Origin of the sequence: Amycolatopsis sp. QT-25 (genome assembly GCF_029369745.1) — a bacterium.
Classification (GTDB): domain Bacteria; phylum Actinomycetota; class Actinomycetes; order Mycobacteriales; family Pseudonocardiaceae; genus Amycolatopsis.
Map to the genome: position 1 here is coordinate 5,670,507 of NZ_CP120210.1, position 16,027 is coordinate 5,686,533.

The window sequence follows — 16,027 nt, forward strand, 5'->3', positions numbered from 1 at the left end:
CAAGGAAGGGGGCCTTCATGTACTTAGGCAAGGGTGAAGGCGTACGTGGGGCGAAGTGGCGATCACCAAGTCCGAGAAGGTCTGGCATCAACCGCACCCGGAAGCCACGCAGGGACCTGAGCCACCTTGGCTCTAACCGTCCTTGCCCGTCTCCGACGCGGGTTCCTCGCCCGGACCGTTGCCCCCGCCGAACTTGCTCCACACCTTGCCCGCCGCCCCGGACACCGCCTCGCCGACGTCGCTGAACACCTTCGTCAGCGGGTCGGCCGAGCTGTTCCAGGAGTCCTTGTACGACTTCGCGGCCGACTTCAGGTCGTCGGTCCAGGTGGACGACGGCGCGTCCTCGTCACGGCGGGGGTACTCGCCTGCCAGGATCCCCCGGTAGTCCTCCGACGCGGCCCACTTCTGCAGTTGCGCGGCGCGCACGACCGCCAGCGGATGCGACATCGTCTCGACGTAACGCAACTTCAGGTAGCTGTCGCGAATGTCCTCGACCGACTCGTATTCCGCCGCCTGCTGCAGGAACGCCGGGATGTCGATCTTCGCCGGGTCGATGCCGCCCGCGACCAGGATCTGCGAGCGCAGCGCCGCCGTCGGGTCCTGCGAGCACAGCAGCCCGGCGCGGTCGCAGGACAGTTCGGCCTTGCGGTACCACTCGCGCAGCGCGGCGATGACGACGCGGATGCCGATCGCGCTCACCGGCGTCCACGACATCGACATCTGCAGGCCGATCAGCCGGAGCATGATCGTGCGGTACACCGCGTGCCCGGACAGCACGTGCCCCATCTCGTGCCCGATCACGAACCGCAGCGACGCGAGGTCCATCGCCTCGACGGCCGCGGTGTTGAGCACGATGAACGGCTCGTCCATGCCGATCGTCTGCGCGTTGACCTCGGGGCTGCGGGCGACGAACAGGTTGGGCACGCGATCGAGGTCGAGTGTCTCGGCGCATTCGTTGCGGAGCTTGTCCAGCTCCGGATACTGCTTCGGGCCGACCCGGATCGCGGACGCGAGCGCCATGAGCCGCTCGCCGCGTTCGGCGTAGAAACCGGAAACCGCCTTCACGACCTGCGCGAATCCGGGGACCGCACGCAGTGTGGCCAGTGCGCCGCGATCGACGGGATGTTCGTAGGCGCGCGGGCTGATACCCGGGAAACGGACGGCGTTGTGCCGGGAAACCTCGATGTCGTCGGTCAAGAGAAAGCCCCCTAGAGAAGTTGCCGCCCACCCTAGAGGAAAATCCTCAGCCGAGGCGGCGGCCCAGGTCTTCCCGGCCGTTCCACGCGGTCAGCAGCGTATAGGCCAGCGTGGTCATCAGCGGCGCGGCGAGCATGATCCACGAGGATTCGATCTGCGGTGCCTTCGCGATGACGTCGCCGACGGCGGGCGCCGAAGCGATCTCGTAGCGGCTGTTGGCGAAGGCGACCCCCATCGTCGTCCCCAGCCAACCCGCGAGGGTCGCGCCGCCGGTCGCGGCGATCAGCACGACCGGCCCGCGGCGCTCCCGCAGCAGCCAGGTCACGATGCCGATCAGCAGGCCGGCGCCGAGCGCGAGGAAACCGTAGACGGCGAGATCGTCGAAGCGGTGCCAGCTCTCCAGTTCCAGCGGGGCGAGGCCGCCGCGGTCGTCGATCACCCGCATCCGCTGGGGCGGCGCGAGCCGCGACCACAGCCAGGCCAGCGGGAAGCCGAGCAGGCCCGCCGTGGACAGCACGCTGACCGCCGGCAGCAGATCGGCCTTGATGACGACCTGCGGGAACGGACGGCGCGGCCTCGGCAGCACGGGCACCGACCAGGGGTCGGACACGCTGGAAGACAGGTGTGCCGGTTTACCGGTCGTCTCGCCCAACCCCGGACTCCTCCCTCGAACTGCTTGTGCAGAGCGTAACCAATGACGCCCCCAGCGCACGCGGCCCGGCACGCGTCTCCCGCAATTCGTCACCTGGTTGCGGTGGTTGCGCGCGCAACCACCGCAACCAGGTGACGAATTGCGGGTGTTCAGCCGGCGAGGGAGCCGTGACGGCTGCACTGGGCCGTCCAGCCGACCGGGGTGATCTGGACGATCATGCGCCGCGCGCAGTACGTGCAGTAGCGCGGCGGTTCGAGTGCCGTTCTCGGGTTGTGGCAGGCGGGATGTTCCGCGCCACCGTCGGACGGCTGTCCACAGTGGACGCAGAACGCCGGTCGGTCAGAGGACGTCACTGATCGCCTTCACCGGCATCTTCAGCTCGTCGAGCATTTCCAGGTCCGCGGTGGCCGGGCGGCCGAGGTTGGTCAGGTAGTTGCCGACGATGATCGCGTTGATGCCGCCGAGCATGCCCTGCTTGGTGCCCAGGTCGCCGAAGGTCAGCTCACGGCCGCCGGAGAACCGGAGCAGCGGGCGGGGCATCGCCAGCCGGAACGCGGCCACGGTGCGCAGCGCGTCCTTGCCCTCGACGACCTCGTACCCCTCGTACGGCGTACCCGGCTGCGGGATGAGGAAGTTCATCGTGCATTCGTCCGGGTTCAGCTCGGCCAGCTGCGCGGCGAACTCGGCGCGCTGCTCGATGCTCTCCCCCATGCCGATGATGCCGCCGCAGCAGACCTCCATGCCCGCCTCGCGGATCATGCGCAGGGTCTCCCAGCGCTCTTCCCACGTGTGCGTGGTGACGACGTTCGCGAAATGCGACCGCGCGGTCTCCAGGTTGTGGTTGTAGCGGTGCACGCCCATCTCGACGAGTTCGTCGACCTGCTCCTGGGTGAGCATGCCGAGCGAGCAGGCGATCTGGATGTCGTTGCCGTCCTCGCGGATGGCCTTGATGCCTTCGCGGACCTGCGAGAGCAGTCGCTTGTCGGGGCCGCGGACGGCGGCGACGATGCAGAACTCGGTCGCGCCGGTCTCGGCGGTCTGCCGGGCGGCCTTGACCAGGCCGGGAATGTCCAGCCACGCCGAACGCACCGGTGTCGGGAAGCGACCGGACTGCGAGCAGAAGTGGCAGTCCTCCGGGCAGCCGCCGGTCTTGAGACTGATGATGCCCTCGACCTCGACCTCGGGGCCGCACCAGCGCATCCGGACCTCGTGGGCCAGCGCCAGCAGGTCGCTCAGGTGGTCGTCGCCGAGCCGCAGGACTTCGAGGATCTGCTCTTCGGCGAGACCGACACCACGCTCGAGGACCTGGTCGCGCGCCACGGCGAGGATGTCGACGGTCTCCGGGGCTGTGGTCACGGGGCGGCTCCTGTTCGGGATGGGGCGGTGCGGCGAAGGCACATCATCGTGCACGACCGGGCGCCTCGGCCACAGCGACGCAGGTCACTTCTGGGCCGACGCCCGGCCGACGAAGCATTCCGGGTCGAACTCCCCGCCGAACCACGGCGAGAGACCCGCCCTGGCGCGGTCGGCGAACTCCTCGGGGGTGGCCGTGCCCAGCCCGGCGGGCAGCACGCCCAGCAGCGGGGCGCCGGCGGCGACCGGCAGGTCACGCAGATTCGACACCGCGGCCAGATTCGGCTCGTCGGGCCACGAGCCGATGATCACCCCGGCCACGGTGAGCCCTCGGTTGGTCGCGACCTCGGCGGTCAGCGCGGTCGCGTTGAGTGTGCCCAGCCCGGCCTCGGCCACGATGATGACCAGGGCGCCGAGCGACCACGCGACGTCGGCCAGCGTGGCCCCGTCGGCATCGAACCGGACCAGCAGGCCCCCCGCCCCCTCGATCAGGGTGAGGTCGTGCTCACCGTCGAGGTCGCTCGCCGCCGCGGCGATCTCGCTCGGGGTGAGCGTCGGCAGCCCCGAGAGCCTGGCCGCCGCCTCCGGCGACAGCGGATCCGGATATCGCCGCAGCTCGCGGCTGGTGACCGGACCGGCGAGCCGGAGCACGTCGGCGAGGTCACCCGGCTCGTCCGGGCCGACCCCGGTCTGCGCCGGCTTCAGCACGGCGACGCGTCGGCCCTGACCGGCGGCCAGCGCGGCGATGGCGGCGGTGGAGATCGTCTTGCCGACACCCGTACCGGTGCCGGTCATGACCAGCATGCTCACGTACCGAGAACTTAGTGGGTCGGGATCGAGTCGCGCTGAACGGCTCCGCTAGCTCCCCTGTTCGGGTACGGCGGCGACGGCGCCGACCGGGGCGAACGCCGGGCTCTCGTCGTCCGACAGGTACACCTGCGCCGCCCCGACGTCGAAGTACATCCCGGTCAGGTGCAGTTCGCCGCGCGCCTCCGCCTCGGCGATCAGCGGATAGTGGCGCAGGTGGTCGAGCTGCTGCAGCACGTTCTGCAGTGCCAGCCGGTCGACGTGCCTGTCCGGACGCGCGCCGTCGAGGGTCACCGGAACGTCGCGATGGGCGCTCGGCTCGGCGTGCCGCAGCCAGGACGCCAGCATCGGCGCGCCGTCCGGGGCCCCGGTGGCCAGGGCCTGCATCGCGCCACAGCCGGAATGCCCGCAGACCACGATCTCGCGCACCTTCAGCACGCCGACGGCGAACTCGACGGTGGCACCCATCGAGGGGTCGGCCCGGCGGGCGGGTACCAGGTTCCCGATGTTGCGGACGGTGAACAGATCACCGGGACCGCTCGTGGTGATCATGTTCGGCACGATCCGCGCGTCGCCGCAGGTGATGAACAGGGTGTGCGGCGACTGGCCGCCCGCCAATCTGCTGAGCGCGGGCTGCATGAGCGCGGCCGTACGCCGCTGGAACTCGGTCGCCCCGCGCAGCGTGGGCCCGCCACGCTGTCCTGGCACCTCGACGTCCTTGGCCTGCCAGTCGGACCACGGCGCGAGGAACCGGGGCACCGAACTCATCGCGGCCGTCCTGGTCAGCGTGGGGTCGCCGGATTTGCCGTTGGCGAACCACGGATGCCCGATCTCGTCGACGGTCACCTGCCCGCCGGAGCGTTCGTGCGCCTGCTGCCAGTTCGAAAGACTTTCGAAAGCGGCGTGGTCGAGGTAGTCGACGACCAGTTCCAGGGTCACCTTCGCGCCGTCGGGCACGGTCGCGAGCACCCGGCTGAGCCTCGGCACCGAGAGGAACGTCAAGACCCCTTCGACGACGACGCGCCATTCGTCGCCGTCACGTTCGGCGCGGATCCCGGACCACACCGTGCGCCGCAGCATCAGCAGCACCGAGAGCGCGATACCGAGCAGGACGCCGGTGAGCAGGTCGAAGACGACGACCCCGGCGAGGGTCACCAGGTACAGCCCCAGATCACCGTGTTTGAGGACCTGTTTCATATGGCCGGGGTTGACCAGTTTCGCGCCGACGTGCACGAGCAGGCCCGCCAGTGCCGCGAGCGGGATGTTCTGGATCAGCCCGGCGAACGCGGCGACGAACACCAGGATCCAGAGGCCGTGCAGGATCGCGGACAGGCGGGTGCGGGCGCCGGCGGCGACGTTGGTGGAACTGCGGACGATCACGCCGGTGACCGGGAGCCCGCCCAGCGCGCCGGAGGTCATGTTCGCGGCGCCCTGCCCGATCAGTTCGCGGTCGAGGTTCGACCGCGGTCCGGTGTGCATCTTGTCGACGGCGACGGCGGACAGCAGGCTTTCCACGCTGGCGATCAGCGCGATGGTGACGACCGCGACGGCGAACGCGCCCCAGCCCGCGTCCGGGAATTCGGGCGCGAAGCGGATGTCGAGCAGGTCACCCGGCAGGTCGACGCGGGGCAGGGTCATCCCGGTGGCGACGGACAGCACGGTCACCAGCGCGATCGCGGCGAGCGGGCCGGGCACCTTGCGGACGGATTGGGGAAGCCTCGGCCACAGCAGCAGGATGCCGATGGTGAGCACGCCGATCAACGCGGCGGTGTCGTGGTGGCCGACGATCTGCGCGGGCAGTTCGGCGATGTTCTTGAGCGCCGAACTCTGGGCCGCTCCGCCCAGTACGACATGGAGCTGGCCGAGGACGATCGTGACGCCGATACCGGCGAGCATGCCGTGGACGATGGCGGGCGAGATCGCGAGCGCCGCGCGGGCGATGCGGCTCAGCCCGAGCAGGATCTGGAGCGCGCCCGCGGCGACGGTGATCGCGCAGGTGGTCGCCCACCCGAAGGTCGCGATGGTCTCGGCCATGACCACCGTCAGCCCCGCGGCCGGACCGCTGACCTGAAGCACGGAGCCACCGAGGGCGCCGGCGACCACGCCTCCCACGACGGCGGCGATCAACCCCGCGACGATCGGCGCCCCGGACGCGAGAGCGATCCCGAGGGAGAGCGGGACGGCGACGAGGAACACCACCAGCGAGGCGGGCAGGTCGTGCCGGAGCACGGCGAGAGGTTTCTTGAAGATCACCGTCATGCCCCTAGGAAACTGGTGAATTGTCCGATATGCACCACCTGATCGAGTGAATATCACCCCGCAGGTGGGTGGCGTGGCCCACATTCGGCTCCCTTTGTTGCCTGGAGATGTCTTCCGCGTGGCGAGCAGCCTCACGGGCTCCCGAACACTGGGAATTTTCGGTCGGCCGCCCGGTCAATACTCGGACCACGGAATCCGCGAACACGGCCGCATCGGGTCGAGGCAGAAAGTGCTCAAGGAAGGGACCTTCGCGCGAGCAGTGGGGCGCCGGAACGTGATGGCCGGCTTGATCGTGGGTGGTACAGAGCGTCCTGACGCAATGCCCCGTGGCTTGAGTTGGCCGGCCCCGTCGACCTGTGATTTCTTGTCGGCGACGACAAACTCGCCCACTTCGGCTCAGTAGGTCCATTGTGGACTGTCGTCGGTACGGCGCCGGGGGTACGCGGGGCGTCGGTACCGGGGGCGTGGGTGGTGATTCGTGTTCTGACCCTCTTTTGCCACTCACGGCCCCCGATACCGGCCTCGCGCCAGTCACCTCTGTCACGCCCGCGCCACTGCGGGGCATTGGGGAAAGGCTCGCTTTCCGGCACGCCGCCCAGGTCGCGTGGGCAACGACAGGAAGCCACGCCACCCGGGCGAGGTCAGGACTTGACCGGGGTCGTGGCCGAGGTGAACGACCGCAGCGTCTTGTCGAGCAGGGACACGTTCGCCTCGCCGACGTCGAAGTACATGCCCGTGAGCCGGAGTTCGCCACGGGCCAGCGCCGCGTCGACGACCGGATACGAGCGCAGGTTTTCCAGCTGCTGCACCACGTTGTGCAGGGCGAGCCGATCGCTTTCGCGCGCGGGGCGAGCACCGTCGAGCAGTACCGGCCCCTCCCTTTCCCCGCGCCGCAAGGTTTCCTCGCCGTGGCGTAACCAGCTCCCCAGTTGCGTGAGCCCGGCGGGCGCGTCCCCGAGCAGCGCCTTCATCGCGCCGCAGCCGGAATGCCCGCACACCACCACTTCCCGCACCCGCAGCAGCCCGACGGCGTACTCGATGGCCGCCCCCACGGAGAAATCCGCGTCGGCGTCGGCGTGCGGGACGAGGTTTCCGATGTTCCGCACGGTGAACAGGTCGCCCGGACCGCTGGTGGTGATCAGGTTCGGCACGATCCGTGCGTCGGCGCAGGTGATGAACAGGGTGTGCGGCCGCTGCCCGTTCGCCAGCCCGTCCCAGGTGCTCCGCAGCAGTGGCGCCGTCCGCCGCTGGAACTCCGCGGCACCCCGGCACAACGGGACGCTGCCGCCGCGCTGGCTCGGCAGTTCGAGATGTTCGGCCTGCCATTGCGACCACGGCGCGAGCCACCGCGGCACCACCCGGGACGCGACGCCGCGGCGCACGGTCGGCACGCCCGCCTTTCCCCGGCCGAACCACGGATGCCCGATCTCGTCGACGATCACGGTGCCCCCGGCGCGTTCGTACGCGCGCTGCCAGCCGCGCAGGCAGTCGAAACCGGCGTGGTCGAGGTAGTCGACGAACAGTTCCAGCTTCACCTCGGAACACTCGGGGACTTCGGCCAGGGCGGCCGTCAGCCTCGGCACGGAAAGGAAGGTGAGCGCGCCTTCGATGACGACGCGGGTCCGCGGGCCGTCCGGTTCGACGCGGATGCCGGAGAACAGCATCCGGCGCAGCATCAGCGCGAGCGCCACCACGATGCCCGCGGCGACGCCGGTGAGCAGGTTGACGGCGACCGCACCGAGCAGGGTCGCGAGGTAGACGAGCAGGTCACCGTGGCGGCGGACTTCACGGAGATTGGTGAGGTTGACCAGTTTGGCGCCGACGTAGACGAGGAGACCGGCGAGCGCGGCGAGCGGGATCAGCCGCAACACGCCCACCAGGAACAGGCAGCAGCCGACGATCCAAACGCTGTGCAGGATCGTCGACATCCTGGTCCGGGCGCCCGCTTCGACGTTGGTCATCGTGCGCACGACGACGCCGGTGACCGGGAATCCGCCCAGCGAACCGGCGGCGGCGTTCGCCAGGCCCTGCCCGATCAGCTCGCGGTTGAGGTCGGTGTGCGGCCCGTCGCGCAGTTTGTCGACGGCGACGGCGGAAAGCAGGCTTTCCAAGCTGGCGATGAGCGCGATGGAGAGGGCGGCGGCGATGACCGCCGTCCAGGACCCTGACGGCACCTCGGGAACGAAACCCAACTCCGGCAAGCCGTTCGGGAGGTCGACGCGCGGCAGGTCCATCCCCGCCGCGACGGAAAGGCCGGTCGCGAGCGCGACGGCGGCGAGCGGGCCGGGGACGCGGCGCACCGCGGGCGGCATCCTGGTCCACACCAGCAGGACGCCGACGGTGACCACACCGATCAGCGCGGCCCGGTCGTGGTGACCGACGATCCGGCCCGGCAGCGCGAGCACGTTCGCGATCGTGGAACTCTGCGCCACCCCGCCGAGCACGACGTGCAACTGGCCGAGGACGAGGATCAGCCCGATCCCGGCGAGCAGGCCGTGCACGATGGCGGGCGAGATCACCAGTGCGGCGCGGGCGACGCGGCAGACGCCGAAGAGGATCTGGACCACACCCGCCCCGGCGGTGATCGCGCAGGTGGCGGCCCACCCGAAGGTCGAAATGGTCTCCGCGATGACGATGGTCAGCGCGGCGGACGGACCGCTGACTTGCAGGGCGGAGGCGCCGAAGAGGCTAGCCACGATTCCGCCGACGACGGCGGAGACGAGTCCGGCGAGCAAGGGGGCTCCGGCGGCGTGTGCGACGCCGAGCGAGAGCGGGACCGCCACGAGGAAGACGACGACCGAAGCCGGGAGGTCGTGGCGAAGGTTCTTCAGAAAGGTCGATGTGGGCTTGCGGCGGCCTGGGGGCCCGGTGTCGTGCTCGTCACCAACGAAGTCGATCATGGGGGCAGGAAACCTGATCGGCGCGCAAAAGTCCGCTACGCAAAGGTTTCTCAGGTTTGTTCGGGGGTCCGGAAACCAGGACATACCACGTTTTTGCGACAAAGCCCCCTAGAAGGGACTCGATCGGACTCGCCCGTTCGCCTGACCAAGGCCCACCCTTGACCACGCTCTGTACCGAGCGTGGCCTTCCCGGATTCCTGTGGCCACGGTCACACTCTTTATGCTGAATTTTGCCGCTTTTACGCTTTTCGTGCGGCTGAGAGCATGGCGGAAGTGAGCGCCGCGAGGTCGTCCGCGCCGGAGATGTAGGGCGGCATCGTGTAGATCAGGTTCCGGAAGGGGCGCAGCCAGACCCCGTTTTCCGTGAGGACCTCGGTCGCCACCGCCATGTCCACGGGATGGTCCAGTTCCACCACGCCGATGGCGCCCAGCACCCGCACGTCGGCGACCGAGGACAGCTCACGAGCCGGCTCCAGCCCGGCCTTCAGCGCGGCCTCGATCCGCGGGACGTCGGACTTCCAGCCGCCTTCGGCGAGGATCCCCAGCGAGGCGTTGGCGACCGCGCAGGACAGGGGGTTCCCCATGAACGTCGGGCCGTGCGCCAGCACGGGCAGTTCCCCGCGCGAGATCCCGCCGGCGATCTCCGGCGTGCACAACGCCGCCGCCATCGTCAGATAGCCCCCGGTCAGCGCCTTGCCCAGGCACAGGACGTCCGGCGTGACCCCGGCGTGCTCGGCGGCGAACAGCTCGCCGGTGCGGCCGAAACCGGTGGCGATCTCGTCGAAGACGAGCAGGACGTCGTGGGCCTCGGTGAGTTCGCGCAGCGCGCGCAGGTACGCGGGCGGGTGGAACCGCATGCCACCGGCGCCCTGCACGACCGGCTCGACGATGACCGCGGCCAGCTCGCCGGCGTGCCGTTCGATCTCGGTCGCGAGCAGGTCGAGATACGCCGGATCCGGCTCGTCGGCGAAACCACCCGGCGGCTTGGGCAGGAACAGCTGCTCCGGCAGGATCCCGCGCCACAGCGCGTGCATCCCGCCCTCGGGGTCACAAACGCTCATCGGCGTGAACGTGTCGCCGTGGTAGCCGCCGCGCCAGGTCATCAGGCGCCGCTTTTCCTTGCGCCCCACCGACTGCCAGTACTGCAGGCACATCTTGACGGCGACCTCGACCGACACCGACCCCGAATCGCACAGGAAGACGTGCCGCAAGCCGTCCGGGGCGAGGTCGACCAGCGTCTTCGCCAGCCTGATGGCCGGTTCGTGGGTGAGGCCGCCGAACATCACGTGACTCATCCGGCCCGCCTGCTCGGCCAGCGCCGCGTCCAGCACCGGGTTCCGGTAGCCGTGGATCGCCGCCCACCAGGACGACATGCCGTCGATCAGTTCGCGGCCGTCGTCGAGGGTGAGCCGGACCCCGCTCGCCTCCCGTACGAGCAGGGAGTCGAGCTTGCTCGGCATCGGCCCGTACGGGTGCCAGACGTGTTCCGCGTCGAGCGCGAGGAGTTCGGCGGCGTCCATCCGGCGACCCTACGACACGTCCCGCTCGGCGCGGGCGCACAGGAAGGGCTTCCAGGCCGTGGACGAGAGTGCTTTCCCGCCACCGCAAGGCTTCCGATCCCATCGGGGGTACCGTGCGACGGTCACCGGTCCGGGTGGAGGATCTCTTTCCGTGCGCTACCGTCCGATTTCTCCCGCTCTGCTGGTCTCGGAGCTGACCGAACGCATCACGGCGATCACCGGCCGCCGCCGGCTCGCGGTCGCCGTCGACGGCGCGGCCGGGGCGAGCGGCACCACAGAACTCGCCGACGCCCTGGTCGATCCCCTGCGGATCGCCGGTCACGCCGCGGTGCGGATCTCGGCGAACGACTTCCTCCGCCCCGCCTCGCTGCGGTTCGAACGCGGCAAACAGGATCCGGATTCGCGCTACAGCGACTGGCTCGACCTCGGCGCCCTTCGCCGCGAGGTGCTCGATCCGCTCGCCGAGGACGGCAGCGGACTGGTCCTGCCGTCGCTGTGGGATCCGGTCCGCGATCGCGCCACCCGCGCCGAACGCGTCGAACTGCCCGAAGGCGGCGTCGTCCTGCTCGACGGGGAGTTCCTCTTCGGCGCTGGGCTCACTTTCGACCTGAGCGTGCACCTGTGGCTCTCGCCCGCCGCGCTCGAGCGGCGGGTGCCCGACGCCTGGGCGCTCCCCGCCTACGAGCGCTACGAACGAGAAGTCGACCCGGCGGCGCTGTCCGACGTGGTGATCCGCGTCGACGACCCCAAGCACCCGGCGCGCTACGAACCCTGACGTCTCAGCGCACCGCCGCCACGGGATCGCCGTCGAGCAGCCCGGAAAGCCTGGCCGCCAGGGTGTCCCACCGCCAGTGCTCGCCGACCCATTCGCGACCGGCGGCCCCCATCCGCCGTGCCCGCACCGGATCCGCCAGCAACGCGGCCAGCGTCTCCCGCAGCTGCTGCTCGTCACGGCCGTCGACGACATGCCCGGTGACCTCGTCCAGCACCGTTTCCGGCGCGCCCCCGGAGTTCCCGGCGACGACCGGCAGCCCCGACGCCGAAGCCTCCAGATACACGATGCCCAGGCCCTCGACGTCGAGCCCCTTCCCCCGCGTCCGCGCCGGCATCGCGAAGACGTCACCCGCGTTGTAGTGCGCGGGCAACTCCTTCCACGGCACCGATCCGGTGATGACGACGCTGTCCTCGAGCCCCATCGCCTCGACGAGCCCGGTGAGCGTCTTGCGGTACGGGCCGCCGCCGACGAGCAGCAGCGCCACGTCCGGGATCCGCTTGCGGAGCTCGGGCAGGATCTTGATCAGCATGTCCTGGCCCTTGCGCGGCACCAGCCGCGAAACGCAGACGATCGTCGGACGGCCGCCGAGACCGTGCCGGGCGCGGATCTCCTCGCCCGCGGCCGCGTCCGGCCGGTAAAGCTCGGTGTCGACGCCACACGGAAGCATCTCCAATCCCGCCATCGGGCCGAAGGCGGCCGAAAACCGGGAGCGCGTGTACTTGCTGACGTAGGTGATCACGTCGACGGTGTCACCGATCCGGCGCAACGCCTGCCGGGAACCCGGGAGCATCGACCAGCCGACCTCGTGGCCGTGTGTCGAGGCCAGCAACCGGCGGGCGCCCGCCGTCCGCAGCGGATGCCCCAGCAACGCCAGCGGCGCGGCGGCGCCGAACCAGACGGCCTCGCAGTCGCGGGCGCGCATGATCTCCTTGGCCCGCTTGAACACGTCCGGTGTCGGCAGCATGAGCGACGTCGGATGGCGTACGACCTCGAATGGGGCGGCGGCGTCGAACTCGCCGTGCGAGCCGGTGCTCGATTCCCAGGAGGGGGCATAGACGACGAGGTCGTCTGCGGGCAGGCGGGTGGCCAGCGAGTTCAGGTAGTTCTGGATGCCGCCGGGCCGGGGCGGGAAGTCGTTGGTCACCAGCAGGGTCCTCAGCACCCCTGCAGGCTACTGGGCCCACCACAGGCGAAAGGGGCGGCACCGCTCGCGCGGTACCGCCCCTTTCCGGGTGTTCGTCAGGCCGTCGGGCGACGGGCGCCGACGTAGTTGTTCTGCAGCGGCGACACCTTGACGACGTCGCCGGTGGTCGGCGCGTGCACCATCATGCCGTTGCCGACGTACATGCCGACGTGCGAAACCGGCGAGTTGTAGAACACCAGATCGCCCGGCTGGAGCTGCGACCTCTGCACCGGGGCGCCGAAGGTCGACTGCTGACGGCTGGACCGCGGCAGGGTGAGACCGGCCTGCTTGTACGCCCAGAGCATCAGACCCGAGCAGTCGAAGGACGAGGGGCCGGTGTCGCCCCAGCCGTACGGGCTGCCGAGCTTGCTCTTCGCGGCCGCGAGGGCCGCCGCCGCGGCGGCACCCGGAGCGGGCAGGTTCGGGAACGCGCCGCCCTTGTCCTTCTGGGCGGTGCGGTCCGCGGCGCTCAGGTTGCCGCCGGCCCGCTCGATCTCCTTGAGCTGGTCGGCCAGCGTCTTCTGCCGCGCCTCGATGTCCGTGGTCAGCTTGGCGGCCGTGTCACGGGCGGCGACCGCGGTGTTCTGGGCGTCGGCCGCCTGCTTCGCCGCGGCCGCGGCCTGGGCGACGGCACCGCTCAGGTTGTTCAGGGCGGTGTTCTTGTTCGCGGCGAGGACCTCGAGCGCCGAGGAGCGCTCCAGGAAGTCCTGGGTCGACGCGCCCGACAGCAGCGACGACAGCTTGTTCAGCTGCATACCGCTGGTGAAGGAGGCACCGGCGAACTTGTTCACCTCGGCCTGGAACGTCTTCTCGTCACCGGCCGCCTTGACACCGAGGTCCTTGGCGGCGGCGGCGTCCGCCGTGGCCTTGTCGAGCTCCGCCTGCTTCGCGGCGAGATCGTCCTTCGCCTTGAGGAGGTCTTCGTTGGCCTTCTCCGCCTGTGCCGCGAGGTCGCGGTACTTGGCGAGAGCCTCCGAACCGGACGGGGGCTGTTGGAGGGCGGGGGTTGGGGCGGCAGTGGCAGCAGGCTGGGCGACCGTTACGGCGGTGATCACCGCGGCCGCGGCCAAAGCTCCTGACACCACGCGCTTGACTGGATGCGACTGCACGGTCGCGCGTGTCTCCTTCGCTGTCGGCCACCGACTCCGAACCCGGGACGAAGAGGTCGGGGGCCCTCTTCGGCGGAGCCGCGACGCCGACCGTGAGGCCCGCGCGGTTCCCCGCGTTCCCGCCGTGCGCCTGGCCGGGTGCTCTCGCAACAGGTTCGACGCATGGCTGGTTCTGGTGCAACTCCCCGACAAAGCTGCTTCGGTGGCGATCCCGTGTCGCCGTCTGGCGACGACTTCCGGCCACGAGATCTCGGACAGGTTACGAAACCACGGGCACGGCGTCCACCACGGTGGTCGCAAAAACTCTCCGTGATGCGCCGAAACACCTTCGGACCAGCATGAGCGGAAAGATGTGACGGGCGTTACATCCTGGGGCTGGTCGCGACTACCTACCGTTCACCCGATCGGATCGACCACTCGTCGAGTATCCCGTTCGTGGCGTGTCTCAGGCCGATTTGCGGCGCTCCTGCCCGACGATTTCGACCATCCGGAGGCGCGGGACCATCCCGGCTTCCGCGAGCGCGTCGATCGCCTTCCGTTCGTCGGCGTCCCATTCGAGCGCCGGGGGCGCGCCGAGCAGAACACTGACGACACAGTCACGACATGCGTCACCGCGGACCGCGCACCGGTCGCAATCGATGACGAACGTCTCTATGTCCGCTATATCGGCGATGGCCTTGCCGTCCATCTCGGCTCCTCACTTTCAGTGGTGAGGTGCACATTAAGAGCGACCACCGACAATTTCGGTCCCCGCCGGCCCCGAGCACGCGAGTTACGGCTCAAATCACGCGAGTTACGCCTTTGCTCACGCGTGTTCGCTTTCCCGGCACGCGGGTCGCGGATTTCAGACCCGGCTGAGCCGTGACACCAGCACCGCGGACGGCACCGGATGCGCGCCCTTGCGCCGTACCGAATCCGCCACCGCGCGGTCCGTGCTCGCGACCACCATCGGCCGCCCCGGCGGCTCGGCCGCGACCAGGGAGCGGATGACGTCGTCCGCGAGGACGCCGCGTTCGGAGAACAGCACCCGCACCCCGCGCGGCACGGCCGCGGGCACGGAGAGCACGCCGGCGCCGTCGAACACCACGGTGACTTCGGCCGACGTCCGCGCGGCGAGTGCGGAAAGCTGGTGGATCAGCCGGTCGCGCTGGTCGGAAAGCGCCAGTTCCGGGTAGCCGGTCTTCGTGACGTTGTAGCCGTCGACGATCAGATGCACGTTGGGCAGCGCGAGATGCCGGTCGAGCGCGGTGACGTCCTGGATCCTGCCGCCCGCCCCCAGGCCCGACGTCGCGCCGCGGACCATGTCCGCCGGGCGCTGGCCCCGCGCGCTCACCGAAAGCTCCCGGCGAAGCCCGCCGACGGCGCCTTCGATGGTGTCGAGCAGCAGCCCGAGCCTGACCTCGTCGGCCTGACGCGCCTCGCGGGCGGATTGCCGGGCGATTTCGGCGTCGGTGACGGCCTTCTCCGCCCGCGCCCGCTCAGCCGCGACCCGCTGCCTCTCGCGGTCCAGCTGGGCCTTCAACGCCTTGATCTCCGCGGCGCTCTCGGCGCCGCCGCTCTCCAGTCGGGCGTGAGCCTCGGCGACCGCGTCCTTGGCCTGACGCAGCTGGACACCTTGTTCTCGCAAGCGCTTCAACAGTTTTTCGACCTCGGCGTCGCGTTCACCCCGCGCACCACCGGCGATCTCCTTGACTTCGCGCAACTCTTCGCGCAGCTGGGCCAGTTCGGTCTCGAGCCGCTGGTTGCGGGCCAGCGCGGCATCGCGTTCGGCGCGCAACGCCGTCTCCTCGGCGTTCTTCGCCACCAGCCGGACCCGGCCCGCCGCGCCGGCCTCGCCGAGGAGCACGGCGGCGGCCGCGGCGGCGACGGAATCGGGGGCGTTCGGGTCGAGAGCGTCCTTACGGTGCTCACGCAGCCATTCGGTGACCGCGACCCGGAACTGCGAAGACTCCCTCAGCGCGGCGAGCAACGCCGTCCCGCCGAGTCGCGCGCGTTTCGCCGGGGCGAACTTGGCGACCGGGCGCAGCTGCCTCGGCACGTCGGCGACCGGCAGTTTGCCGACGGCGGCGGCCGCCAGCTCGGCGATCCGCTCCCGCACGGTCTCCGGCAAGGACGTCCAGCCTTCGGCGGGCACCTCTTCGGACGGCACCTCCGTGTCCGCCGACGCCACGACACCCGAAGGGCCGCCGGTGGCGTCCTCGGATGTTTCGGGCACTGCGGGCTGCGGTTGCATCGCTCCAGCGTAGGCCCCCTGGCCTCGGGGCGCGCCGAA

13 protein-coding genes are annotated in these 16,027 nt (G+C 70.1%); 1 reads left to right on the forward strand and 12 read right to left on the reverse strand.

Annotated features, from left to right (window positions below; genetic code table 11):
• Window positions 1-132: 132 nt before the first annotated feature.
• From P3102_RS26260 to P3102_RS26295, 8 genes are all read right to left on the reverse strand, one after another.
• Complete coding sequence (locus P3102_RS26260) at window positions 133-1,197, reverse strand: M48 family metallopeptidase (protein WP_276362599.1); 1,065 nt, start codon at window positions 1,195-1,197, stop codon at window positions 133-135.
• 46 nt (window positions 1,198-1,243) lie between these two features.
• Window positions 1,244-1,849, reverse strand: a complete 606-nt coding sequence (locus P3102_RS26265; protein WP_276362600.1) for a DUF2567 domain-containing protein — start codon at window positions 1,847-1,849, stop codon at window positions 1,244-1,246.
• A gap of 149 nt (window positions 1,850-1,998) precedes the next feature.
• Entirely contained in the window at window positions 1,999-2,202 is a 204-nt protein-coding gene (locus P3102_RS26270; protein ID WP_276362602.1) for a hypothetical protein, read from the reverse strand.
• The gene (bioB, locus tag P3102_RS26275) at window positions 2,189-3,205 is read right to left on the reverse strand and encodes a biotin synthase BioB (RefSeq protein ID WP_276362603.1); all 1,017 of its coding nucleotides are present in this window, start codon (window positions 3,203-3,205) and stop codon (window positions 2,189-2,191) included. Before bioB ends, P3102_RS26270 begins: the two co-directional genes overlap by 14 nt.
• A gap of 84 nt (window positions 3,206-3,289) precedes the next feature.
• Complete coding sequence (bioD, locus tag P3102_RS26280; RefSeq protein WP_276362605.1) at window positions 3,290-4,012, reverse strand: dethiobiotin synthase; 723 nt, start codon at window positions 4,010-4,012, stop codon at window positions 3,290-3,292.
• Window positions 4,013-4,060: 48 nt separating this feature from the next.
• The gene (locus P3102_RS26285) at window positions 4,061-6,268 is read right to left on the reverse strand and encodes a bifunctional SulP family inorganic anion transporter/carbonic anhydrase (protein WP_276362606.1); all 2,208 of its coding nucleotides are present in this window, start codon (window positions 6,266-6,268) and stop codon (window positions 4,061-4,063) included.
• A gap of 641 nt (window positions 6,269-6,909) precedes the next feature.
• Window positions 6,910-9,168, reverse strand: a complete 2,259-nt coding sequence (locus P3102_RS26290; RefSeq protein WP_276362608.1) for a bifunctional SulP family inorganic anion transporter/carbonic anhydrase — start codon at window positions 9,166-9,168, stop codon at window positions 6,910-6,912.
• 239 nt (window positions 9,169-9,407) lie between these two features.
• Window positions 9,408-10,688: an adenosylmethionine--8-amino-7-oxononanoate transaminase gene (locus P3102_RS26295; protein ID WP_276362610.1), complete on the reverse strand. Its 1,281-nt coding sequence runs from the start codon at window positions 10,686-10,688 to the stop codon at window positions 9,408-9,410.
• Between the two features lie 151 nt (window positions 10,689-10,839).
• Between P3102_RS26295 and P3102_RS26300 the strand changes: the two genes are divergently transcribed.
• Window positions 10,840-11,463, forward strand: a complete 624-nt coding sequence (locus P3102_RS26300; RefSeq protein WP_276362611.1) for a uridine kinase — start codon at window positions 10,840-10,842, stop codon at window positions 11,461-11,463.
• A 4-nt stretch (window positions 11,464-11,467) separates the two neighbouring features.
• Here P3102_RS26300 and P3102_RS26305 read toward each other — a convergent pair whose 3' ends face one another.
• From P3102_RS26305 to P3102_RS26320, 4 genes are all read right to left on the reverse strand, one after another.
• Complete coding sequence (locus P3102_RS26305) at window positions 11,468-12,625, reverse strand: glycosyltransferase family 4 protein (RefSeq protein ID WP_276362613.1); 1,158 nt, start codon at window positions 12,623-12,625, stop codon at window positions 11,468-11,470.
• Between the two features lie 77 nt (window positions 12,626-12,702).
• Window positions 12,703-13,755: a C40 family peptidase gene (locus P3102_RS26310; protein WP_276362614.1), complete on the reverse strand. Its 1,053-nt coding sequence runs from the start codon at window positions 13,753-13,755 to the stop codon at window positions 12,703-12,705.
• Between the two features lie 445 nt (window positions 13,756-14,200).
• Entirely contained in the window at window positions 14,201-14,443 is a 243-nt protein-coding gene (locus P3102_RS26315) for a hypothetical protein (RefSeq protein WP_276362616.1), read from the reverse strand.
• A 156-nt stretch (window positions 14,444-14,599) separates the two neighbouring features.
• Window positions 14,600-15,988, reverse strand: a complete 1,389-nt coding sequence (locus tag P3102_RS26320) for an NYN domain-containing protein (RefSeq protein ID WP_276362617.1) — start codon at window positions 15,986-15,988, stop codon at window positions 14,600-14,602.
• Window positions 15,989-16,027 lie beyond the last annotated feature (39 nt).